Source organism: Paracoccus marcusii (assembly GCF_028621715.1).
Lineage (GTDB): Bacteria > Pseudomonadota > Alphaproteobacteria > Rhodobacterales > Rhodobacteraceae > Paracoccus > Paracoccus marcusii.
In genome coordinates, this window is the sequence record NZ_CP117466.1 from 2,278,725 (window position 1) to 2,293,646 (window position 14,922).

The window sequence follows — 14,922 nt, forward strand, 5'->3', positions numbered from 1 at the left end:
CCCAATGCTGAAATCGCTGCTTGCCGCCGCATCCCTGATCGCGATGGCCGCCCCCGCGCTGGCCCAGACCGACATCCGCTTCACCCTGGGCTGGAAGACGCAGGGGTCGGATGCGCCCATCCTGCTGGCCCAGCAGAAGGGCTATTTCGAGGAGGAGGGCCTGAACGTCACCATCGACCAGGGCGAGGGGTCCGCCGCCACCGTCACCCGGATCATGTCGGGCACCTATGACGCGGGCTTTGGCGACATCAACGCCATCATCCAGAACGCCGCCGAACGCCCCGACCAGACCCCGGTCATGGTCTATCAGCTGTGGAACGATCCGCCCTTCACGGTCGTGACCCGCAAGGAAAGCGGCATCACGACCCCTGCCGATCTGGCGGGCAAGACCCTGGGCGGCGCGCCCGGGACGCCCACGACCAAACTGCTTCCGGTCTTTGCGCGCATGAACGACGTCGACCTGGACAGCATCACCATCGAAAGCCTGGCGCCGAACCTGACCGAACCCATGCTGATCCGCGGCGACATCGACGGGGCGATGGTGTTCAACATCACGGCCTGGTTCAACCTGATCAACAACCGCCAGGACCCTGCCGCCGATTTCAACTGGCTGAACTTCGGCGATCACGGTCTGGACCTCTATGCCAACGGGGTCATGGTCTCTCAGGCGATGATCGCCGACAACCCTGACGCCGTGACCGGCCTGGTCCGTGCGATCAACCGCGCCGCGGTCGAGATCGCCCAGGACCACGAGGCAGGCGTCGATGCCGTCCTGGCCTTCGACAACCTGGCCAATCGCGACCTCGAGATGGCGCGGATGATGTTTTCGTACGAGAACCTGATCGCCTCGGACGAGGTGACGCGGATCGGTCTGGGCGATCTGGATGACGACCGCCTGTCGCGCGCCATCGACATCGTCGCCGAGGGCTATCAGCTGCAGACCACGCCCGAAGCCGGGCAGGTCTTCGACCGCAGCTTCCTGCCGCCGCTGGACGACCGCCAGCTGGTCCTGGCCGACTGATGGCGGCCGCCGCGATGCAGCCGATGGCCACCAGCCCGCACCCGCTGGCGACACGGGCCGGGGCGGACGTCCTGCAGCGCGGCGGCACCGCGGCCGAGGCCGCCGTGGCGATGGGCGCGGTCCTGGCCGTGGTCATGCCGCATTTCTGCGGCTTGGGCGGCGACGCGGTCTGGCTCATGGCCGACCGCGACGGTTGGGCGACGACGCTGATGGGCATCGGCCAGGCGCCGGGCGTCCTGCCGGACCTGCCCGACGCCTTGCCCCTGCGGGGGCCGGGGTCGATGCTGACGACCGCTTGCGCCGTCGACAGCTGGGACCATGCCCTGCGCCTGTCTGCGTCCCGATGGAGCGGGGCGATGACGCCGGAGGCGCTGCTGGCACCCGCGCTGGCCCTTGCGCGCGACGGGTTTCGGCCCAGTGACAGCCAACGATTCTGGCTGGACTTTCGCGCCGCGGACTGGCCGGACTGGCCGGGCTTTGCGGCCCAGTTCGCCGCTGCCGGAAACGACCTGCTGCGCCAGCCGCAACTGGCCGAGATCCTGTCCCTGATGGTCCGGGACGGGTTGCGCAGCTTTTATCAGGGACCGGCGGCGCAGCGGATCGCCCAGGGCCTGGCCCAGGCAAGCGCGCTGCTGACCGCCGCCGACCTTGCCGCGACGCACAGCCGGGCCGCGCAACCGTTGTCCCAGCCCTATCGCGACCTGATGCTGCTGGCGCCGCCGCCGCCCACGCAGGGGATAACCACGCTGGCCATCATGGGCATCCTCGACCGGCTGCGGATCCCCCGCGACCCCGCAATGCGAACCCATCTGCTGGTCGAGGCGGTCAAGCAGGCCTTCCTGGACCGCGGGCGTATCGCCGACCGGGACCACGCGGGGGACGACATATCGGCGCTGCTGTCCCCGGATCGGCTGGACGCCAAGGCGGGTGCGATCCGCGCGGATCGTGCACTGGCCTGGCCGCACAGGGTCCGGCATGGGGATACGGTGTTCTTCGCCGCGACGGACGGGCAGGGGCGCTGCGCATCGGTCCTGCAGAGCACCTATTTCGACTGGGGCAGCGGCTGCGTCATCGGTGATACCGGGATCATCTGGCACAATCGTGGCGCAAGCTTTGCCACCGATCCGACCCACCCGAATGTCATCGCCCCCGGAAAGCGGCCCTTCTATACGCTGAACCCCGGCATCGCGCTGAAGGATGGCCGGCCGCATCTCCTCTATGGCACGCAGGGCGCGGATGGCCAGCCGCAGACACTGGCCGTCCTGCTGAGCGGCCTGATCGACCTGGGGCTGTCGCCCGAGGCAGCCTTGGCGCAGCCGCGCTTTCTTCTGGGGCGAACCTTTTCGGACAGCCGCGACAGCCTCAAGGTCGAGGCCTCCCTGGGCGACGCGGCGATCGCCTCCCTGGCCGCAATGGGGCATGAGACGGCCGAACTGCCGGCCCTGTCCCCGATCTTCGGCTGCGCAGGCGCGATCCGCATCGACGCGACGGGGAGTTCTGGCGCGCATGATCCCCGGGGCGAGGGGCTGGCCCTCTGACGCCGCCATCGGCCGCGTCGTGGGGGATCAGCCGCCGCCGATGTAGGGTGCCCGGTATCGGTGGAACGCCGTGCCGGTCCCGGCCATGGGCCGTGCACCATGTCCGCATGACGGATCACCCTCGCCAAGATAACGATGCTGTGCCAGCCTTGCCCGAATGAGACCTGCCTTCGCCCTTCTTGTCAGACGCACCCTGCGCTGGTGGCGTCGCGACTTGTATCCCGTCCTGCGCATTGCGGCCGACCGGGCCCTGCGACAGGTGCAGTTCTGGGTGCTGGCGCTGCTGATCGGCATCGCGGCGGGATTTGCGGCGCTTGGGTTCAGACTGGGTATCTCGGGGGTTCAGACGGCCCTCTACGGCGCCGACGACCTGACCCTGGCCAGCGTCGCGCGCGACCTGCCTTGGAGTTGGGTGCTGGTGGTGCCGGTCCTGGGCGGACTTGTCGTCGGGCTGATCCTGGACCGCTTTACCCCAGACGGGCGCGTGCGCGCCGTGTCCGACGTGATCGAGGGCGCGGCGCTGGACGGGGGCCGGGTCGAGGTCCGCGAGGGTCTGGCATCGGCCGCGGCCTCGCTGATCACGCTGGGCACCGGCGGCAGTTCCGGGCGCGAGGGGCCTGTCGTGCATCTGGCCGGCGTCGTCTCGACCGCAGTCGCGCGGCGCATCAAGGCCAGCCCGGTGACCGGCAGGGAGCTGTTGGGATGCGCCGTTGCGGGTGCGGTCGCCTCCAGCTTCAATGCGCCCATCGCCGGGGCGCTTTTCGCGCATGAGGTCGTGCTGCGGCATTTCGCGACGCGCGCCTTTGCCCCGATCGCGATCGCCGCGGTGGCGGGCACGGTCATCAACAGGCTGCAGTTCGGCGGCCTGACCGAATTCATGCTGCCGGTCGAGCCTGACCTGGCCTTCCATATCGAATTGCCCGCCTTCATGGTGCTGGGCCTTGTCTGCGCGCTGGTCGCGGCGGCGATGATGGGCGGGATCTTTCGCGCCGACAGCCTGGCGACGCGGGCGATGGCGCGGATCGGCTGGCCGCGCTGGTCCCGGCCCGCGCTGGCGGGGCTTGCCCTTGGCGTGATCGCCATTCCCTTTCCGCACATCATCGGCGTGGGCTATGAAACCACCGCCGCGGCGCTGTCCGGCCAGATCGGCCTGGGGCAGGCGGTCATGTTCGCGGTCGTCAAGGCGTTGGCGGTCGCGATCACGCTGGGCGGGCGCATGGGGGGCGGGGTGTTCTCGCCCGCGCTGGTCATGGGGTCGCTGACCGGCCTGGCCTTCGGGATCATCGCCACGACCCTTGCGCCCGGCTATTCCGGCAGCGTCAACGTCTATGCCTTTGCCGGCATGGCCGCGGTCGGCGCGGCGGTCCTGGGCGCCCCCATCTCGACCGCGCTGATCGTGTTCGAGATGACCGGAGACTGGCAGACGGGCATCGCGGTGATGACCTCGGTCTCGCTCAGTTCCGCCCTGGCATCGACCCTGGTCAGGCGGTCGTTCTTTCTGACCCAGCTGGAGCGGCGGGGCATCCATCTCTCCGAAGGGCCGCAGGCCTGGCTGCCCCATCAGCTGCGCGTCACGCCGGTCATCCGCGCGCTGGACGCCCCGGACGCCCCGACCGAGGATCTGGTCCGCGCCATGGCGGAACGCGGTCCGACCGTGGCCCCGACCACCACCCTGGCCGAGGCCCTGCCGCTGTTCGAACGAAGCGGCGCGGTGTTTCTGGCCGTGACGGCCTGCGACGGCCCGGACGACCCCCTGCGCCTGATCGGCAGCGTCCATCACGTCGACGTCCTGCGCGCCCTGAACCAGGCCCTGGAACAGACCGCCGCCGAAGAGCACGGCTGACACCGCGGCGGCCCCATGCCCGCGGTGCCTGTCACCGTGGCCGGCGGGTCATTGACGCCGGTCCGGGGCGGGCCCAGAAATGGACGCGAACCAGCGGAGGGCGGGGCGATCTGCAACCTTTACAACCACACGACGCCGCAGGAGGCGCTGGTCCGGTTGATCGACGGGCTGACGGACCGGTCGGGAAACCTGGCGCCGGGCAGCGTCTATCCCGACCAGATGGCGCCGATCATCCGGAACGGCGCGGACGGGCCGGAGCTGGTCAAGGCGCGGTGGGGCATGCCGTCGCCGCGCTTTGCGCTGAAGACGGAGCGCGACCCGGGCGTCACGAATGTCCGCAATTTGGAGTCGCCCCATTGGCGGCGCTGGCTTGGCCACGAGCATCGTTGTCTGGTGCCGCTGACCAGCTTTTCCGAACCGCGCGGCAAGGGCAAGGGCGTGCAGTGGTTCGCACCCGCCGACCCAGGTTCGACCCTGTTCTTCGCCGGGATCGAGACGCGCGGCTGGCGATCGGTCCGCAAGGTCAAGGATGGAGAGACGGTCGACGACCTCTATGCCTTTCTGACCTGTCCTCCGAACGCCGAGGTCGCGCCGATCCATCCCAAGGCGATGCCGGTGATCCTGACGCGCCCCCAGGAATGGCACGCCTGGCTGGACGGCATACCGGCGACTGAGCTGCAGCGGCCGCTGCCCGACGGGACATTGACGCTGGTCGAGGCGCCGGTGTGATGCCCAGGGGCCATCCCGAGTCACGCGTCGCGCGGGTCCGTCCGTGGCGCAACGGACCGCCAGCCTTGGAAAGGAGCGATGGGACATGCATGTGGACCTGACCCGCTGGTCACTGCCCCCGGCCCCCGCGCGGGCGCCGATCATCGGACGATACGTGCGGCTGGAACCGCTTCAGGCCGGTCATGCAGGGACGCTTTACGCGGCCGCATCCGCGGACGGGGCCGATGACCGCTTTCGCTGGCTTTTCGAGCATCCGCCCCAGGATCGTGACACCTTTGCGGATTGGGTCGAGCATGCATCGACATCGGCAGACCCTATGTTCTTTGCGGTGGTCGATGCAGCGACTGGACGCGCCGAGGGTCGTCAGGCGTTGATGCGGATCGACCGCACCCATGGCGTGATCGAGATCGGCAGCATCATGTGGGGCCCCGCCCTGCAGCGCAGCCGCATGGCGACCGAGGCGCTGTTCCTGTTCGCCGACCACGTCTTTGCGTTGGGCTATCGGCGGTTCGAATGGAAATGCAACGACCTGAACGCGCCTTCGAAACGGGCCGCCCTGCGTTTCGGTTTTCGGCCCGAGGGGGTCTTTCGGCAGCACATGGTCGTCAAGGGGACCAACCGCGACACGGCCTGGTTCGCGATGACCGATCAAGACTGGCAGGAACTGCGGCCCGGCTATCTGGCGTGGCTGGCGCCCGACAATTTCGACGCCGATGGCGGGCAGCGATCCACGCTTGGGGCCTGTCTGCGCGGCGGCGCATGACGGGTGCATCCCGCGCCGCCGGGCGCGGGGTGCAAGGATCACCGGTCGGCAATCAAATCTTGTCGCGCCCCGTGGCCACGATGCAGATCAACGAGATCACGGCGGCGCCCAGCAGATAGTATCCGACCTGCGCCATGCCATAGTTCATCTGCAGCCAGGTTGCTGCATAAGGTGCCAGCGACGCGCCGAAGATGCCGGCAAAGTTGAACGTCAGCGACGACCCGGTATAGCGGACCTGGGCCGGGAAGGGCGCGGCCAGCGCCGCCCCGATGACCCCATAGGTCAGGCCCATCAGCATCAGGCTGATCGTGACGAACAGATAGACGCTGGCCTCGTTCTGGGCGCTGCCCTGCATCAGCGACCCGAAGGACAGGGCAAAGGCCCCGATCAGGATGGTCACGATGATCAGGAAGCCATAGCGCCCGGTGCGATCCGCGATCTTGCCCGCGACGGGGATCGTCAGGCCGAAGACGACCGATCCATAGATCTGGATCAGCAAGGCATCCTTGAACGGGATCCCCAGGACCTTGACGTTGTAGGACAGCAGCCACGCCGTCGCCAGATAGAACAGCACGAAGGTCGCCAGCGCTGCGAAGGTGCCCAGGAACACGCTCAGCTTGTGATGGCGGAACAGTTCGGCCAGGGGGACGGATACGCGCTTGTCCTTCTTCACGGCCTCGGCGAATTCGGGGGTCTCGGTGATGGACAGGCGGATCCACAGGCCGATCCCGACCAGCAGGATCGACGACAGGAATGGCAGCCGCCAGCCCCAGGCCAGCAGCTCGTCCTGGGTGATGAAGTGCAGCAGCACCCAGAAGAACCCCGATGACAGCAGAAGACCGACGGGCGCGCCCAGCTGCGGAAACATCCCGTACCAGCTGCGCTTGCCCTCGGGTGCGTTCTCGGTCGCCAGCAGGACGGCCCCGCCCCATTCGCCGCCCAGGCCGAAGCCCTGTCCGAACCGGCACAGCGCCAGCAGCAGCGGCGCCCAGACGCCGATCTGGTCATAGGTCGGCAGCAGGCCGATGGTGACGGTCGACACCCCCATCGTCAGAAGCGCGGCGACAAGCGTGGCCTTGCGGCCGATGCGGTCGCCGTAATGGCCAAAGACGATGGCCCCCAACGGCCGCGCGAAGAACGCGATCGAGAAGGTCGCAAAGGACGCCAGCAGCGCCGTGGTCGGGTCCGATCCCGGAAAGAACAGCGACGGAAAGATCAGCACCGCGGCCGTCGCATAGATGTAGAAGTCGAAGAATTCGATCGTCGTGCCGATGAGGCTGGCCGTCAGGACCTGGGCGGGCGAATTGGCGGGGGCCGCGCCGGCGGGCGGGGCGGATGGTCGGGTGGATGTCATGGCGGGTCCATAGGGCGCATGATTTCAGAGGATCTCGGCCCGTGCGCTGCGACCGGCGCTGATGATGCAGCCCTGATGCGTCGGCCTGTACGGAGGAGGATCGTCGGATGGCCGTTCCGTCGTGAACGACCGGTGCCGACTTAACCGGACGACCGGCGGTGTCAAGTTTGCACATGTCGGGCGGCCCGCCCTTGCATGACGCTGCCCGACGCGCTCAGGTGGGGCGGGGCGTCCCCCCGCAGGCGATGTCGATCACGGAAGGCCAGGCCATGTCGAATTTCTCCAGAACGCAACGCATCCGCAAGGAGGTCGTCTGGACCGATGGCGGCGTCGTCGCCGCGCAGCATCGCAAGGCGGCCGAGGTCGGCGCCGCGGTCCTGGCCGCCGGGGGCTACGCGATGGACGCGGCGGTCGCGACATCCTTTGCGGTGGGCGTGGTCGAGCCGTGGATGTCGGGTCCGATGGGTGGCGGCATGATGACCCTATGGCGCGCGGGTGAACAGCGGGCCGAGACGATCGAGTTCGGGATGCGCGCACCCGCGGGCCTTGACGTCGCCGACTATCCGCTGGAGCCGGGGCGGCAGGCGGCGGACCTGTTTCCCTGGACGCGCGTCAGGGACGACCGCAATATCTATGGCGCGACCTCTGTCGCGGTGCCGGGAACGGTCGCCGGGATGGCGCTGGCCCATCGGCGGTACGGGACACGCGACTGGGGCGATCTGCTGGCCCCCGCCGTGGCCTTGGCAGAGGAGGGGATGCTGCTCGACTGGTATTCGTCGCTGTTGATCGCGTCCGCGGCGCGCCAGCTGGCGCAGGACCCCGATGCGGCGGCGCTGTTCCTGGCGGACGGGCAATGGCCCGACATCGCCGGTTGGACCACGGCCTCGGCCGCGCGCCTGGATCAGCGCGTCCATGCGGCCACCCTGCGACGGCTGGCCGATCACGGTGCCCAGGATTTCTATCACGGCGACATCGGCCGGATGCTGGTCGACGACGTGCGCGCCAAGGGCGGCAGCCTGTCGATGGAGGATCTGCGCAGCTATCAGCCAGAGGCCCGTGCGCCCCGGACGGTCCGCTATCGCGATGCCGTCATCCATGCGCCGTCGGGTCTGTCCGCGGGGGCCGAACTGGTCACGGCCCTGCAGCAGATGCAGGCGGCCTTCGATCCCGGTGATGCGCCGTCGGCGGCCAGCTATGCCGCGCTGGCGTCAGGCCTGGGCGATGCCTATCGCGACCGGCTGGCCCATGCGGGCGACACAGGCGAAAGCCCGCGCGCCCCGGCCTGCACCACCAGCTTCAGTGTCGTGGACCGGCACGGCAACATGGTGAACGTCACCCAGACCCTGCTGTCGATGTTCGGCAGCCATGTCGTGTCCGGGCAGACCGGGATGCTGCTGAACAACGGCATCATGTGGTTCGACCCCGAGCAGGGCCGACCGAATTCGTTGGCGCCGGGCAAGCGGTGCCTGATGAACGTCTGTCCCACCGTGGGGCAGGTGGGTGACCGGATGTTCGCCATCGGCGCGTCGGGCGGGCGCAAGATCCTGCCCGCGGTGGCCAACCTGGTCAGCTTCATGGTGGATTTCGGGATGGACCTGGAACAGGCGTTCCACACGCCGCGGATCGACGCCTCTGCCGCGACAGGCACGGTCATGGACGAGGATCTGCCGCAGGACGTGGCGCAGGCGCTGGCCGCCCTTGGCCCCGTGAAGACCGCCAAGCGGACGGTCCATCCCTATGCCTTCGCCGTGCCCGCGGGCGTGATGCGCCAGGCGGGCCGGAACTGCGGCGCGACCGAGATCATGAGCCCCTGGGGCGACGCCGTCTGCGAAGCGGACGTGTGATCGCCAAGCGTCATCCGCAGCATCTGCGGGTGACGCAACAACCCTGCGGCGCGGGATCTGGGTGCATTTGTGGGTGAATGGTGCTGTGAGAGAGGATTGAACTCTCGACCTCACCCTTACCAAGGGTGTGCTCTACCACTGAGCTACCACAGCAACGTGAGGGGGCGTTTAGACAAAGGTTTCGACCCCTGCAAGGGGGTCCGAACGATTTTTCGGGATTTTGACGATTGATCGCGCGCGGCGTGTGCGTTTGCTGGACGTGCGGCCCGCGCGGCGCTAACAGGACTGCCATGACCGACCGACGCAATGACAAGCCAAGCCCCGACAGCCGCGAGGAACGCCTGCGACAGGCGCTGCGCGCGAATCTGGCACGGCGCAAGGAACAGGCGCGGGCGCGGGCGGATCGGGACGACAACAAGACTGCCCCGGGTGCGGGCGGCGAGACAGGCAAGGACAGCTGATGGACCAGATCATCGTCACGGGGAACGGCCCCCTTCACGGGGAAATCCCCATTGCGGGTGCCAAGAACGCCTGCCTGACGCTGATGCCCGCGACGCTGTTGACCGATCAGCCGCTGACGCTGACCAATGCGCCCCGCCTGTCCGACATTCGCACCATGACCGCGCTGCTGGGCTCGCTTGGGGCCGAGGTCGCCAGCCTGCAGGAGGGCCAGGTTCTGGCGCTGTCCAGTCATGCGATGACCAGCCACCGGGCGGAATACGACATCGTGCGCAAGATGCGTGCCTCGATCCTGGTGCTGGGGCCGATGCTGGCACGGGACGGCGTGGCCGAGGTGTCGCTGCCCGGCGGCTGCGCGATCGGCGCGCGGCCCGTGGACCTGCACCTGCGCGCGCTGGAGGCGATGGGGGCAACGCTGGACCTGTGCGAGGGCTATGTCCACGCCAAGGCACCGGCGGGGGGCCTGAAGGGCGCGGTATTCGAGTTCCCGGTCGTGTCGGTGGGCGCGACGGAAAACGCGCTGATGGCCGCCACGCTGGCGCGCGGCACGACCGTCCTTAAGAACGCCGCGCGCGAGCCCGAGATCGTCGATCTGGCCCGCTGCCTGCGTGCGATGGGCGCCCAGATCGAGGGCGAGGGGACGGGGACCATCACCATCCAGGGTGTGCAGGCCCTGCATGGCGCGACGCATCCTGTGGTGACCGACCGGATCGAACTGGGCACCTATATGCTGGCGCCCGCCATGTGCGGCGGCGAAGTCGAGCTGCTGGGCGGCCGGATCGAGCTGCTGGCGGCCTTCTGCGAGAAGCTGGACGAGGCCGGGATCAGCGTCGAGGAGACCGAGCGCGGGCTCAAGGTCGCGCGCAGGAACGGCCGCGTGCGCGCCGTCGATGTCCGGACCGAGCCCTTTCCCGGTTTCCCCACCGACCTGCAGGCGCAGTTCATGGCACTGATGTGCCTGGCCGAGGGCACATCGGTGCTGGAGGAGACGATCTTCGAGAACCGCTTCATGCACGCGCCCGAACTGGCCCGCATGGGCGCGCAGATCGAGGTTCATGGCGGCCATGCGACCGTCACCGGGGTCGAGAAGCTGCGCGGGGCGCCGGTGATGGCCACCGACCTGCGCGCCTCGGTCAGCCTGATCCTGGCCGGGATGGCCGCACAGGGGCAGACGACCGTCAGCCGCGTCTATCACCTGGATCGGGGTTACGAACATGTCGTGCGCAAGCTGCGCGGCGTGGGTGCCCATATCGAACGCGTCAAGGAGGAGTGATCCATGGCAGAGGATGCCCGTTTCGCCGATGCCGACCCCCGGCCGCTGGCCCTGAGGGCCGAGGACGAGGCCGACCTGCGCATCCTGTCCTCGCTGGTCCAGGATGCGGTGCTTACAGGCGCCGACATCAGCCATGATGCCAAGGCGCGGCGGCTGTCGCTTCTGATCACGCGCTTTCGGTGGGAGGATGCCGCGGACGCCCGGACGCAGAACCGCGAATTCGAACGCGTGCGTTCGGTGCTGGTCATCAGCGACGTGATGCGCGTCGTCAGCGACGGCGTCGGGCACGACGGGGACACCGTCCTGTCGCTGCTGGCGATCCGTTGGCAGGCCGGAGAGGACGGGACAGGTCGCCTGTCGCTGGATTTCGCGGGGGACGGGACGATCCTGGCCGATGTCGAATGCATCAATCTGGACCTGCGCGACGTGACGCGCCCGCATCGGGCGGTGTCGGGCAAGGCACCGCGGCATCCGGACTAGGGCCGCTTCCGGGTCTTTGGGCAAGAACGAAGCCCGCGGCATCCTGTCCGCCCCCTGACGCTTGAGCCGGGCGGGGGCGCAGGATAGGGGCGCGCGGGAACACGAAGGGAATGATGATGCCGGTCTTTCTGAACAGCACCGATGCCGATTTCGAACAGGGCTTCCGCGCGATGCTGGGTGCCAAGCGCGAGGATTCGTCGGACGTGAACGACGCGGTCACCGCCATCATCCGCGATGTCCGCGACCGCGGCGACGCGGCCCTGTGCGATCTGACGACCCGGTTCGACCGGCTGGACCTGACGCCCGCCACGCTGCGCTTCTCTCCCGAGGAGATCGCGGAGCAGGTGGCCCGCGTGACGCCCGAGGACCGCGCGGCCCTGGCCCTGGCGGCCGAGCGTATCCGCGCCTATCACGCCCGCCAAATGCCCGAGGATGCCAGCTGGACCGACCCCGAGGGCGCGACCCTGGGCTGGCGGTGGAGTGCCGTGTCGGCGGCAGGCCTCTATGTGCCGGGCGGGCAGGCGGCCTATCCCTCCAGCGTGCTGATGAACGCGATCCCGGCGCGGGTGGCGGGGGTGGAACGGCTGGTCATCTGCGTGCCGACGCCGGACGGGGTGATCAACCCGCTGGTCCTGCTGGCGGCGCAGCTGTCGGGGGTGGATGAGATCTATCGCATCGGTGGCGCGCAGGCGGTGGCGGCGATGGCTTACGGCACGGAGACCATCGCGCCGGTCGACAAGATCACCGGTCCCGGCAACGCCTATGTCGCGGCGGCCAAGCGGCAGGTGTTCGGCCGCGTGGGCATCGACATGATTGCGGGCCCGTCCGAGGTTCTGGTCATCGCGGACGCGGACCAGAACCCCGAATGGCTGGCCTGGGACCTGCTGGCGCAGGCCGAGCATGACGCGGATGCACAGTCGATCCTGATCACCACCGACCCCGCCATGGCCCGCGCGGTCGCGGCAGAGGTCGAGCGGATCATACCGACGCTGGATCGCGCGGCCATCGCGGGGGCCAGCTGGCGTGATTACGGCACGCTGATCGTCGTGGATGACCTGGATCAGGCCGCAGCCCTGTCGAACCGCATCGCGCCCGAGCATCTGGAACTGTGCGTGGCCGACCCCGAGGGGCTGGCGGCCAAATGCATCCACGCCGGCGCGATCTTTCTGGGCGCGCATACGCCCGAGGCGGTGGGCGATTATGTCAGCGGCCCGAATCACGTCCTGCCCACGGCGCGGTCGGCGCGGTTCAGTTCCGGCCTGTCGGTGATGGACTTCCTCAAGCGCACCACCATGGCGCGGCTGACGCCGGGGGCATTGGCCGCGATCGGCCCCGCCGCGGTGCGTCTGGCCGCATCCGAGGGCTTGCAGGCGCATGGCGCTTCGGTTCAGGCTCGGCTGGGGACATTGAACGAAAGACCGCTGGAATGAGCCGCATCACCCGGATCGAGATCGACGACAGCGCCATCGCCCCGGCCACGCCGGAAATGGAGCAGGAGCGGCGCGTCGCCATCTTCGATCTGATCGAGGACAACAGCTTTGCCGTTCCCGGCCGCGACGGGGGTGCCGCGCCAGACGGGCCTTTCGTGCTGGAGCTGTGCATCCGCGAAGGGCGGCTGGTCTTCGACGTCACCGCCGAGGATGCGACCAAGGTGGCCGAGTTCCACCTGTCCCTTGGGCCGTTCCGGCAGGTGGTCAAGGACTACTTCCAGATCTGCCAAAGCTATTTCGACGCGGTCAAGCGCCTGCCCCCAGCCCAGATCGAGGCGATCGACATGGCCCGGCGCGGCATCCACAACGAAGGCGCGCGCACCCTGCAGGAGCGGCTGGAGGGCAAGGCCAGCCTGGACATCGACACCGCGCGCCGCCTGTTCACCCTGATCTGTGCGCTGATCCCGCAGGGCTGATCCGATGACGCAGGACAAGATCCCCTCATCGGTTCTGTTCTGCTGCGACCACAATTCCATCCGCTCGCCCATGGCCGAGGGGATGATGAAGAAGTTCTATGGCCGCGCGGCCTATGTCCAGTCGGCGGGCGTGAAGAACGACATGGAGGTCGACGGCTTCGCCATCGCCGTCTGCGACGAGATCGGCGTGCCGCTGGCCAACCACCGCAGCCGCAGCTTCGAGGAGATGCAGGACTGGGGCGACGACCTGGGCCAGTTCGACCTGATCGTGGCCCTGTCGCCGGCCAGCCAGCGGATGGCGCTGGAAATGACGCGTCATGCGCATCTGGACGTGGAATACTGGCCGATCATGGACCCGACCGGCCTTGCCGAAGGGCGCGAGGCGCGGCTGGCGGCCTATCGCCAGACCCGCGACCAGATCGAGACGCGGATGCGCGCCCGCTTCGGCCCGCCGCACGACCTGGCCTAGCAGCGGACGTCCCGGTCCTGGCGCCAATGGGCGGGCACGTCCCAGATGGGGCGGGACATCTCGGCGATCACGTCGTCGCGGGACAAACCGATGTCGCGCAGCTGGTCGTCGGACAGGCGCGACAGGTCGATGCGGGTGCGGCGTACGTCGAACATGGTCAATACGCGTTCCACCCACCAAGGGCGGGGCAGGATGCCATGGCCGGTCACCACGCGCAGCAGGGCGTTCTTCTGGGTCATCGTTCAGCCTCCTTGATTGAATGCATCAGCAATGATGATGGATATTGTTCCGATCATCTTTCCAGTTGATGAGTACCGTCCGAGGGCGTATTTGTGAAACGAATGGTTTTGATGTGATCCATCAGGGAAAATGGATGATGCGCAATCTGGATATCGCGACGCTGCGGTCGTTGCAGGCGGTCGCCGAATACGGTGCCGTCACCCGGGCGGCCGAGGCGCTGAACATGACGCAAAGCGCCCTGTCGATGCAGATGAAGCGGCTGGAGGAGGTGTTCGGCCGTCCCATGCTGGCCAAGGTCGGCCGGGGGGTCATCCTGTCGGATTTCGCGCAGGACCTGTTGGGCGAAAGCCGCAAGCTGGTGGCGCTGAACGATGCGATCCTGTCGCGCTATACCGGGCTGCAGCCCGAACAGAAGCTGCGCGTGGGTCTCAGCAGCGACTGGCTGTTCGCCAAGGTCGCCCAGACCGTGCGCGCCTTTCGCAAGGATTACCCCCGGGTCGAACTGGTCATGCGCGACGCCCGGACCAAGGACCTGCGGGCACAGATGCGGCGGGGCGAGCATGACGTCATCCTGACCACCGAATTCGAGGCGCCGGCGGGCGCGATCCATCTGGCCAAGGTCGATCTGGCCTGGGTGGGCGCGGTGGGCGGCAGCGCGTGGCAGGATCGGCCGCTGGCGCTGGCGACATCGTCGCACTGCGCCTATTACCCTGCGGCCATCGCCGCGCTGGATGCGGCAGGGATCGGATGGACCCACCCTGCCGGAGAGGGCGGGGACGAGAACTGGCACATCCTGGCCGCCGCCGATCTGGGCGTCACCGTGCGCCCCCGCGGCATTCCGCAGGCGGGGCTGGAGGATGTGGTACATGGCGGCGGGCTGCCGCCGCTGCCGCCGACCTGGTTGAACGTCTATGTGGCGGACGGCCCGGCGCGGCGGACGGCCTCGGATTTCGCGGGCTATCTGCGCCGCGTCGTCTGCGAGGTCGCCGCCGCCGCCTGACGG

General features: G+C 68.5%; 15 protein-coding genes and 1 tRNA gene. 13 read left to right on the plus strand and 3 right to left on the minus strand.

Annotated features, from left to right (window positions below; all coding sequences use genetic code 11):
- Window positions 1-4: 4 nt before the first annotated feature.
- From PRL19_RS11245 to PRL19_RS11265, 5 genes are all read left to right on the plus strand, one after another.
- On the plus strand, window positions 5-1,021 hold the full coding sequence (locus tag PRL19_RS11245) for an ABC transporter substrate-binding protein (protein WP_273743026.1): 1,017 nt from the start codon (window positions 5-7) through the stop codon (window positions 1,019-1,021).
- Entirely contained in the window at window positions 1,021-2,559 is a 1,539-nt protein-coding gene (locus PRL19_RS11250) for a gamma-glutamyltransferase family protein (RefSeq protein ID WP_273743027.1), read from the plus strand. Before PRL19_RS11245 ends, PRL19_RS11250 begins: the two co-directional genes overlap by 1 nt.
- 157 nt (window positions 2,560-2,716) lie before the next feature.
- The gene (locus tag PRL19_RS11255) at window positions 2,717-4,402 is read left to right on the plus strand and encodes a chloride channel protein (RefSeq protein ID WP_273743028.1); all 1,686 of its coding nucleotides are present in this window, start codon (window positions 2,717-2,719) and stop codon (window positions 4,400-4,402) included.
- Window positions 4,403-4,417: 15 nt separating this feature from the next.
- Window positions 4,418-5,131 (plus strand): SOS response-associated peptidase, encoded by a 714-nt coding sequence (locus PRL19_RS11260; RefSeq protein WP_273743029.1) that lies wholly within the window; start codon window positions 4,418-4,420, stop codon window positions 5,129-5,131.
- A gap of 85 nt (window positions 5,132-5,216) precedes the next feature.
- A complete protein-coding gene (locus tag PRL19_RS11265) occupies window positions 5,217-5,894 on the plus strand; it encodes a GNAT family N-acetyltransferase (protein ID WP_273743030.1) in 678 nt (225 codons plus the stop codon).
- A gap of 52 nt (window positions 5,895-5,946) precedes the next feature.
- Here the strand turns inward: PRL19_RS11265 and PRL19_RS11270 are convergent, their stop codons facing one another.
- Window positions 5,947-7,248, minus strand: coding sequence for an MFS transporter (locus PRL19_RS11270; RefSeq protein ID WP_273743031.1), 1,302 nt, complete (start codon window positions 7,246-7,248; stop codon window positions 5,947-5,949).
- A gap of 269 nt (window positions 7,249-7,517) precedes the next feature.
- Between PRL19_RS11270 and PRL19_RS11275 the strand changes: the two genes are divergently transcribed.
- Window positions 7,518-9,092 carry a gamma-glutamyltransferase gene (locus PRL19_RS11275; protein ID WP_273743032.1) on the plus strand — a complete coding sequence of 525 codons (1,575 nt, stop codon included), beginning with the start codon at window positions 7,518-7,520 and terminating at the stop codon, window positions 9,090-9,092.
- A gap of 78 nt (window positions 9,093-9,170) precedes the next feature.
- On the opposite strand, the gene PRL19_RS11280 is transcribed toward PRL19_RS11275, so the two are convergent.
- Window positions 9,171-9,245: transfer RNA gene (locus PRL19_RS11280), tRNA-Thr, on the minus strand.
- Window positions 9,246-9,382: 137 nt separating this feature from the next.
- On the opposite strand from PRL19_RS11280, the gene PRL19_RS11285 reads away from it, so the two are divergent.
- From PRL19_RS11285 to PRL19_RS11310, 6 genes are all read left to right on the plus strand, one after another.
- Window positions 9,383-9,553, plus strand: a complete 171-nt coding sequence (locus PRL19_RS11285; protein ID WP_273743033.1) for a hypothetical protein — start codon at window positions 9,383-9,385, stop codon at window positions 9,551-9,553.
- Window positions 9,553-10,824 (plus strand): UDP-N-acetylglucosamine 1-carboxyvinyltransferase, encoded by a 1,272-nt coding sequence (murA, locus tag PRL19_RS11290; protein ID WP_045999463.1) that lies wholly within the window; start codon window positions 9,553-9,555, stop codon window positions 10,822-10,824. The genes PRL19_RS11285 and murA overlap by 1 nt, the downstream gene beginning before the upstream one ends.
- 3 nt (window positions 10,825-10,827) lie before the next feature.
- The gene (locus PRL19_RS11295) at window positions 10,828-11,304 is read left to right on the plus strand and encodes a DUF2948 family protein (RefSeq protein ID WP_273743034.1); all 477 of its coding nucleotides are present in this window, start codon (window positions 10,828-10,830) and stop codon (window positions 11,302-11,304) included.
- Between the two features lie 116 nt (window positions 11,305-11,420).
- Window positions 11,421-12,734, plus strand: coding sequence for a histidinol dehydrogenase (gene hisD, locus PRL19_RS11300; protein WP_273744501.1), 1,314 nt, complete (start codon window positions 11,421-11,423; stop codon window positions 12,732-12,734).
- A complete protein-coding gene (locus PRL19_RS11305; RefSeq protein ID WP_127898242.1) occupies window positions 12,731-13,210 on the plus strand; it encodes a UPF0262 family protein in 480 nt (159 codons plus the stop codon). The genes hisD and PRL19_RS11305 overlap by 4 nt, the downstream gene beginning before the upstream one ends.
- A 4-nt stretch (window positions 13,211-13,214) precedes the next feature.
- On the plus strand, window positions 13,215-13,679 hold the full coding sequence (locus tag PRL19_RS11310; RefSeq protein ID WP_045999460.1) for an arsenate-mycothiol transferase ArsC: 465 nt from the start codon (window positions 13,215-13,217) through the stop codon (window positions 13,677-13,679).
- Here the strand turns inward: PRL19_RS11310 and PRL19_RS11315 are convergent.
- On the minus strand, window positions 13,676-13,918 hold the full coding sequence (locus tag PRL19_RS11315) for a DUF1127 domain-containing protein (protein WP_273743035.1): 243 nt from the start codon (window positions 13,916-13,918) through the stop codon (window positions 13,676-13,678). The two genes, PRL19_RS11310 and PRL19_RS11315, sit on opposite strands and share 4 nt — an antisense overlap.
- A 134-nt stretch (window positions 13,919-14,052) precedes the next feature.
- On the opposite strand from PRL19_RS11315, the gene PRL19_RS11320 reads away from it, so the two are divergent.
- Entirely contained in the window at window positions 14,053-14,919 is an 867-nt protein-coding gene (locus PRL19_RS11320; RefSeq protein WP_273743036.1) for a LysR family transcriptional regulator, read from the plus strand.
- Window positions 14,920-14,922: the final 3 nt, after the last annotated feature.

Excerpts from the sequence above, each read along its gene's own strand:
- PRL19_RS11320 (WP_273743036.1), top strand. The coding sequence starts at position 14,053 with ATGATGCGCAATCTGGATATCGCGACGCTGCGGTCGTTGCAGGCGGTC.
- PRL19_RS11255 (WP_273743028.1), top strand. The coding sequence starts at position 2,717 with ATGAGACCTGCCTTCGCCCTTCTTGTCAGACGCACCCTGCGCTGGTGG.
- PRL19_RS11250 (WP_273743027.1), top strand. The coding sequence starts at position 1,021 with ATGGCGGCCGCCGCGATGCAGCCGATGGCCACCAGCCCGCACCCGCTG.
- PRL19_RS11295 (WP_273743034.1), top strand. The coding sequence starts at position 10,828 with ATGGCAGAGGATGCCCGTTTCGCCGATGCCGACCCCCGGCCGCTGGCC.
- PRL19_RS11245 (WP_273743026.1), top strand. The coding sequence starts at position 5 with ATGCTGAAATCGCTGCTTGCCGCCGCATCCCTGATCGCGATGGCCGCC.
- PRL19_RS11285 (WP_273743033.1), top strand. The coding sequence starts at position 9,383 with ATGACCGACCGACGCAATGACAAGCCAAGCCCCGACAGCCGCGAGGAA.
- PRL19_RS11265 (WP_273743030.1), top strand. The coding sequence starts at position 5,217 with ATGCATGTGGACCTGACCCGCTGGTCACTGCCCCCGGCCCCCGCGCGG.
- PRL19_RS11310 (WP_045999460.1), top strand. The coding sequence starts at position 13,215 with ATGACGCAGGACAAGATCCCCTCATCGGTTCTGTTCTGCTGCGACCAC.
- PRL19_RS11275 (WP_273743032.1), top strand. The coding sequence starts at position 7,518 with ATGTCGAATTTCTCCAGAACGCAACGCATCCGCAAGGAGGTCGTCTGG.
- murA (WP_045999463.1), top strand. The coding sequence starts at position 9,553 with ATGGACCAGATCATCGTCACGGGGAACGGCCCCCTTCACGGGGAAATC.
- hisD (WP_273744501.1), top strand. The coding sequence starts at position 11,421 with ATGCCGGTCTTTCTGAACAGCACCGATGCCGATTTCGAACAGGGCTTC.
- PRL19_RS11305 (WP_127898242.1), top strand. The coding sequence starts at position 12,731 with ATGAGCCGCATCACCCGGATCGAGATCGACGACAGCGCCATCGCCCCG.
- PRL19_RS11315 (WP_273743035.1), bottom strand. The coding sequence starts at position 13,918 with ATGACCCAGAAGAACGCCCTGCTGCGCGTGGTGACCGGCCATGGCATC.
- PRL19_RS11260 (WP_273743029.1), top strand. The coding sequence starts at position 4,418 with ATGCCCGCGGTGCCTGTCACCGTGGCCGGCGGGTCATTGACGCCGGTC.
- PRL19_RS11270 (WP_273743031.1), bottom strand. The coding sequence starts at position 7,248 with ATGACATCCACCCGACCATCCGCCCCGCCCGCCGGCGCGGCCCCCGCC.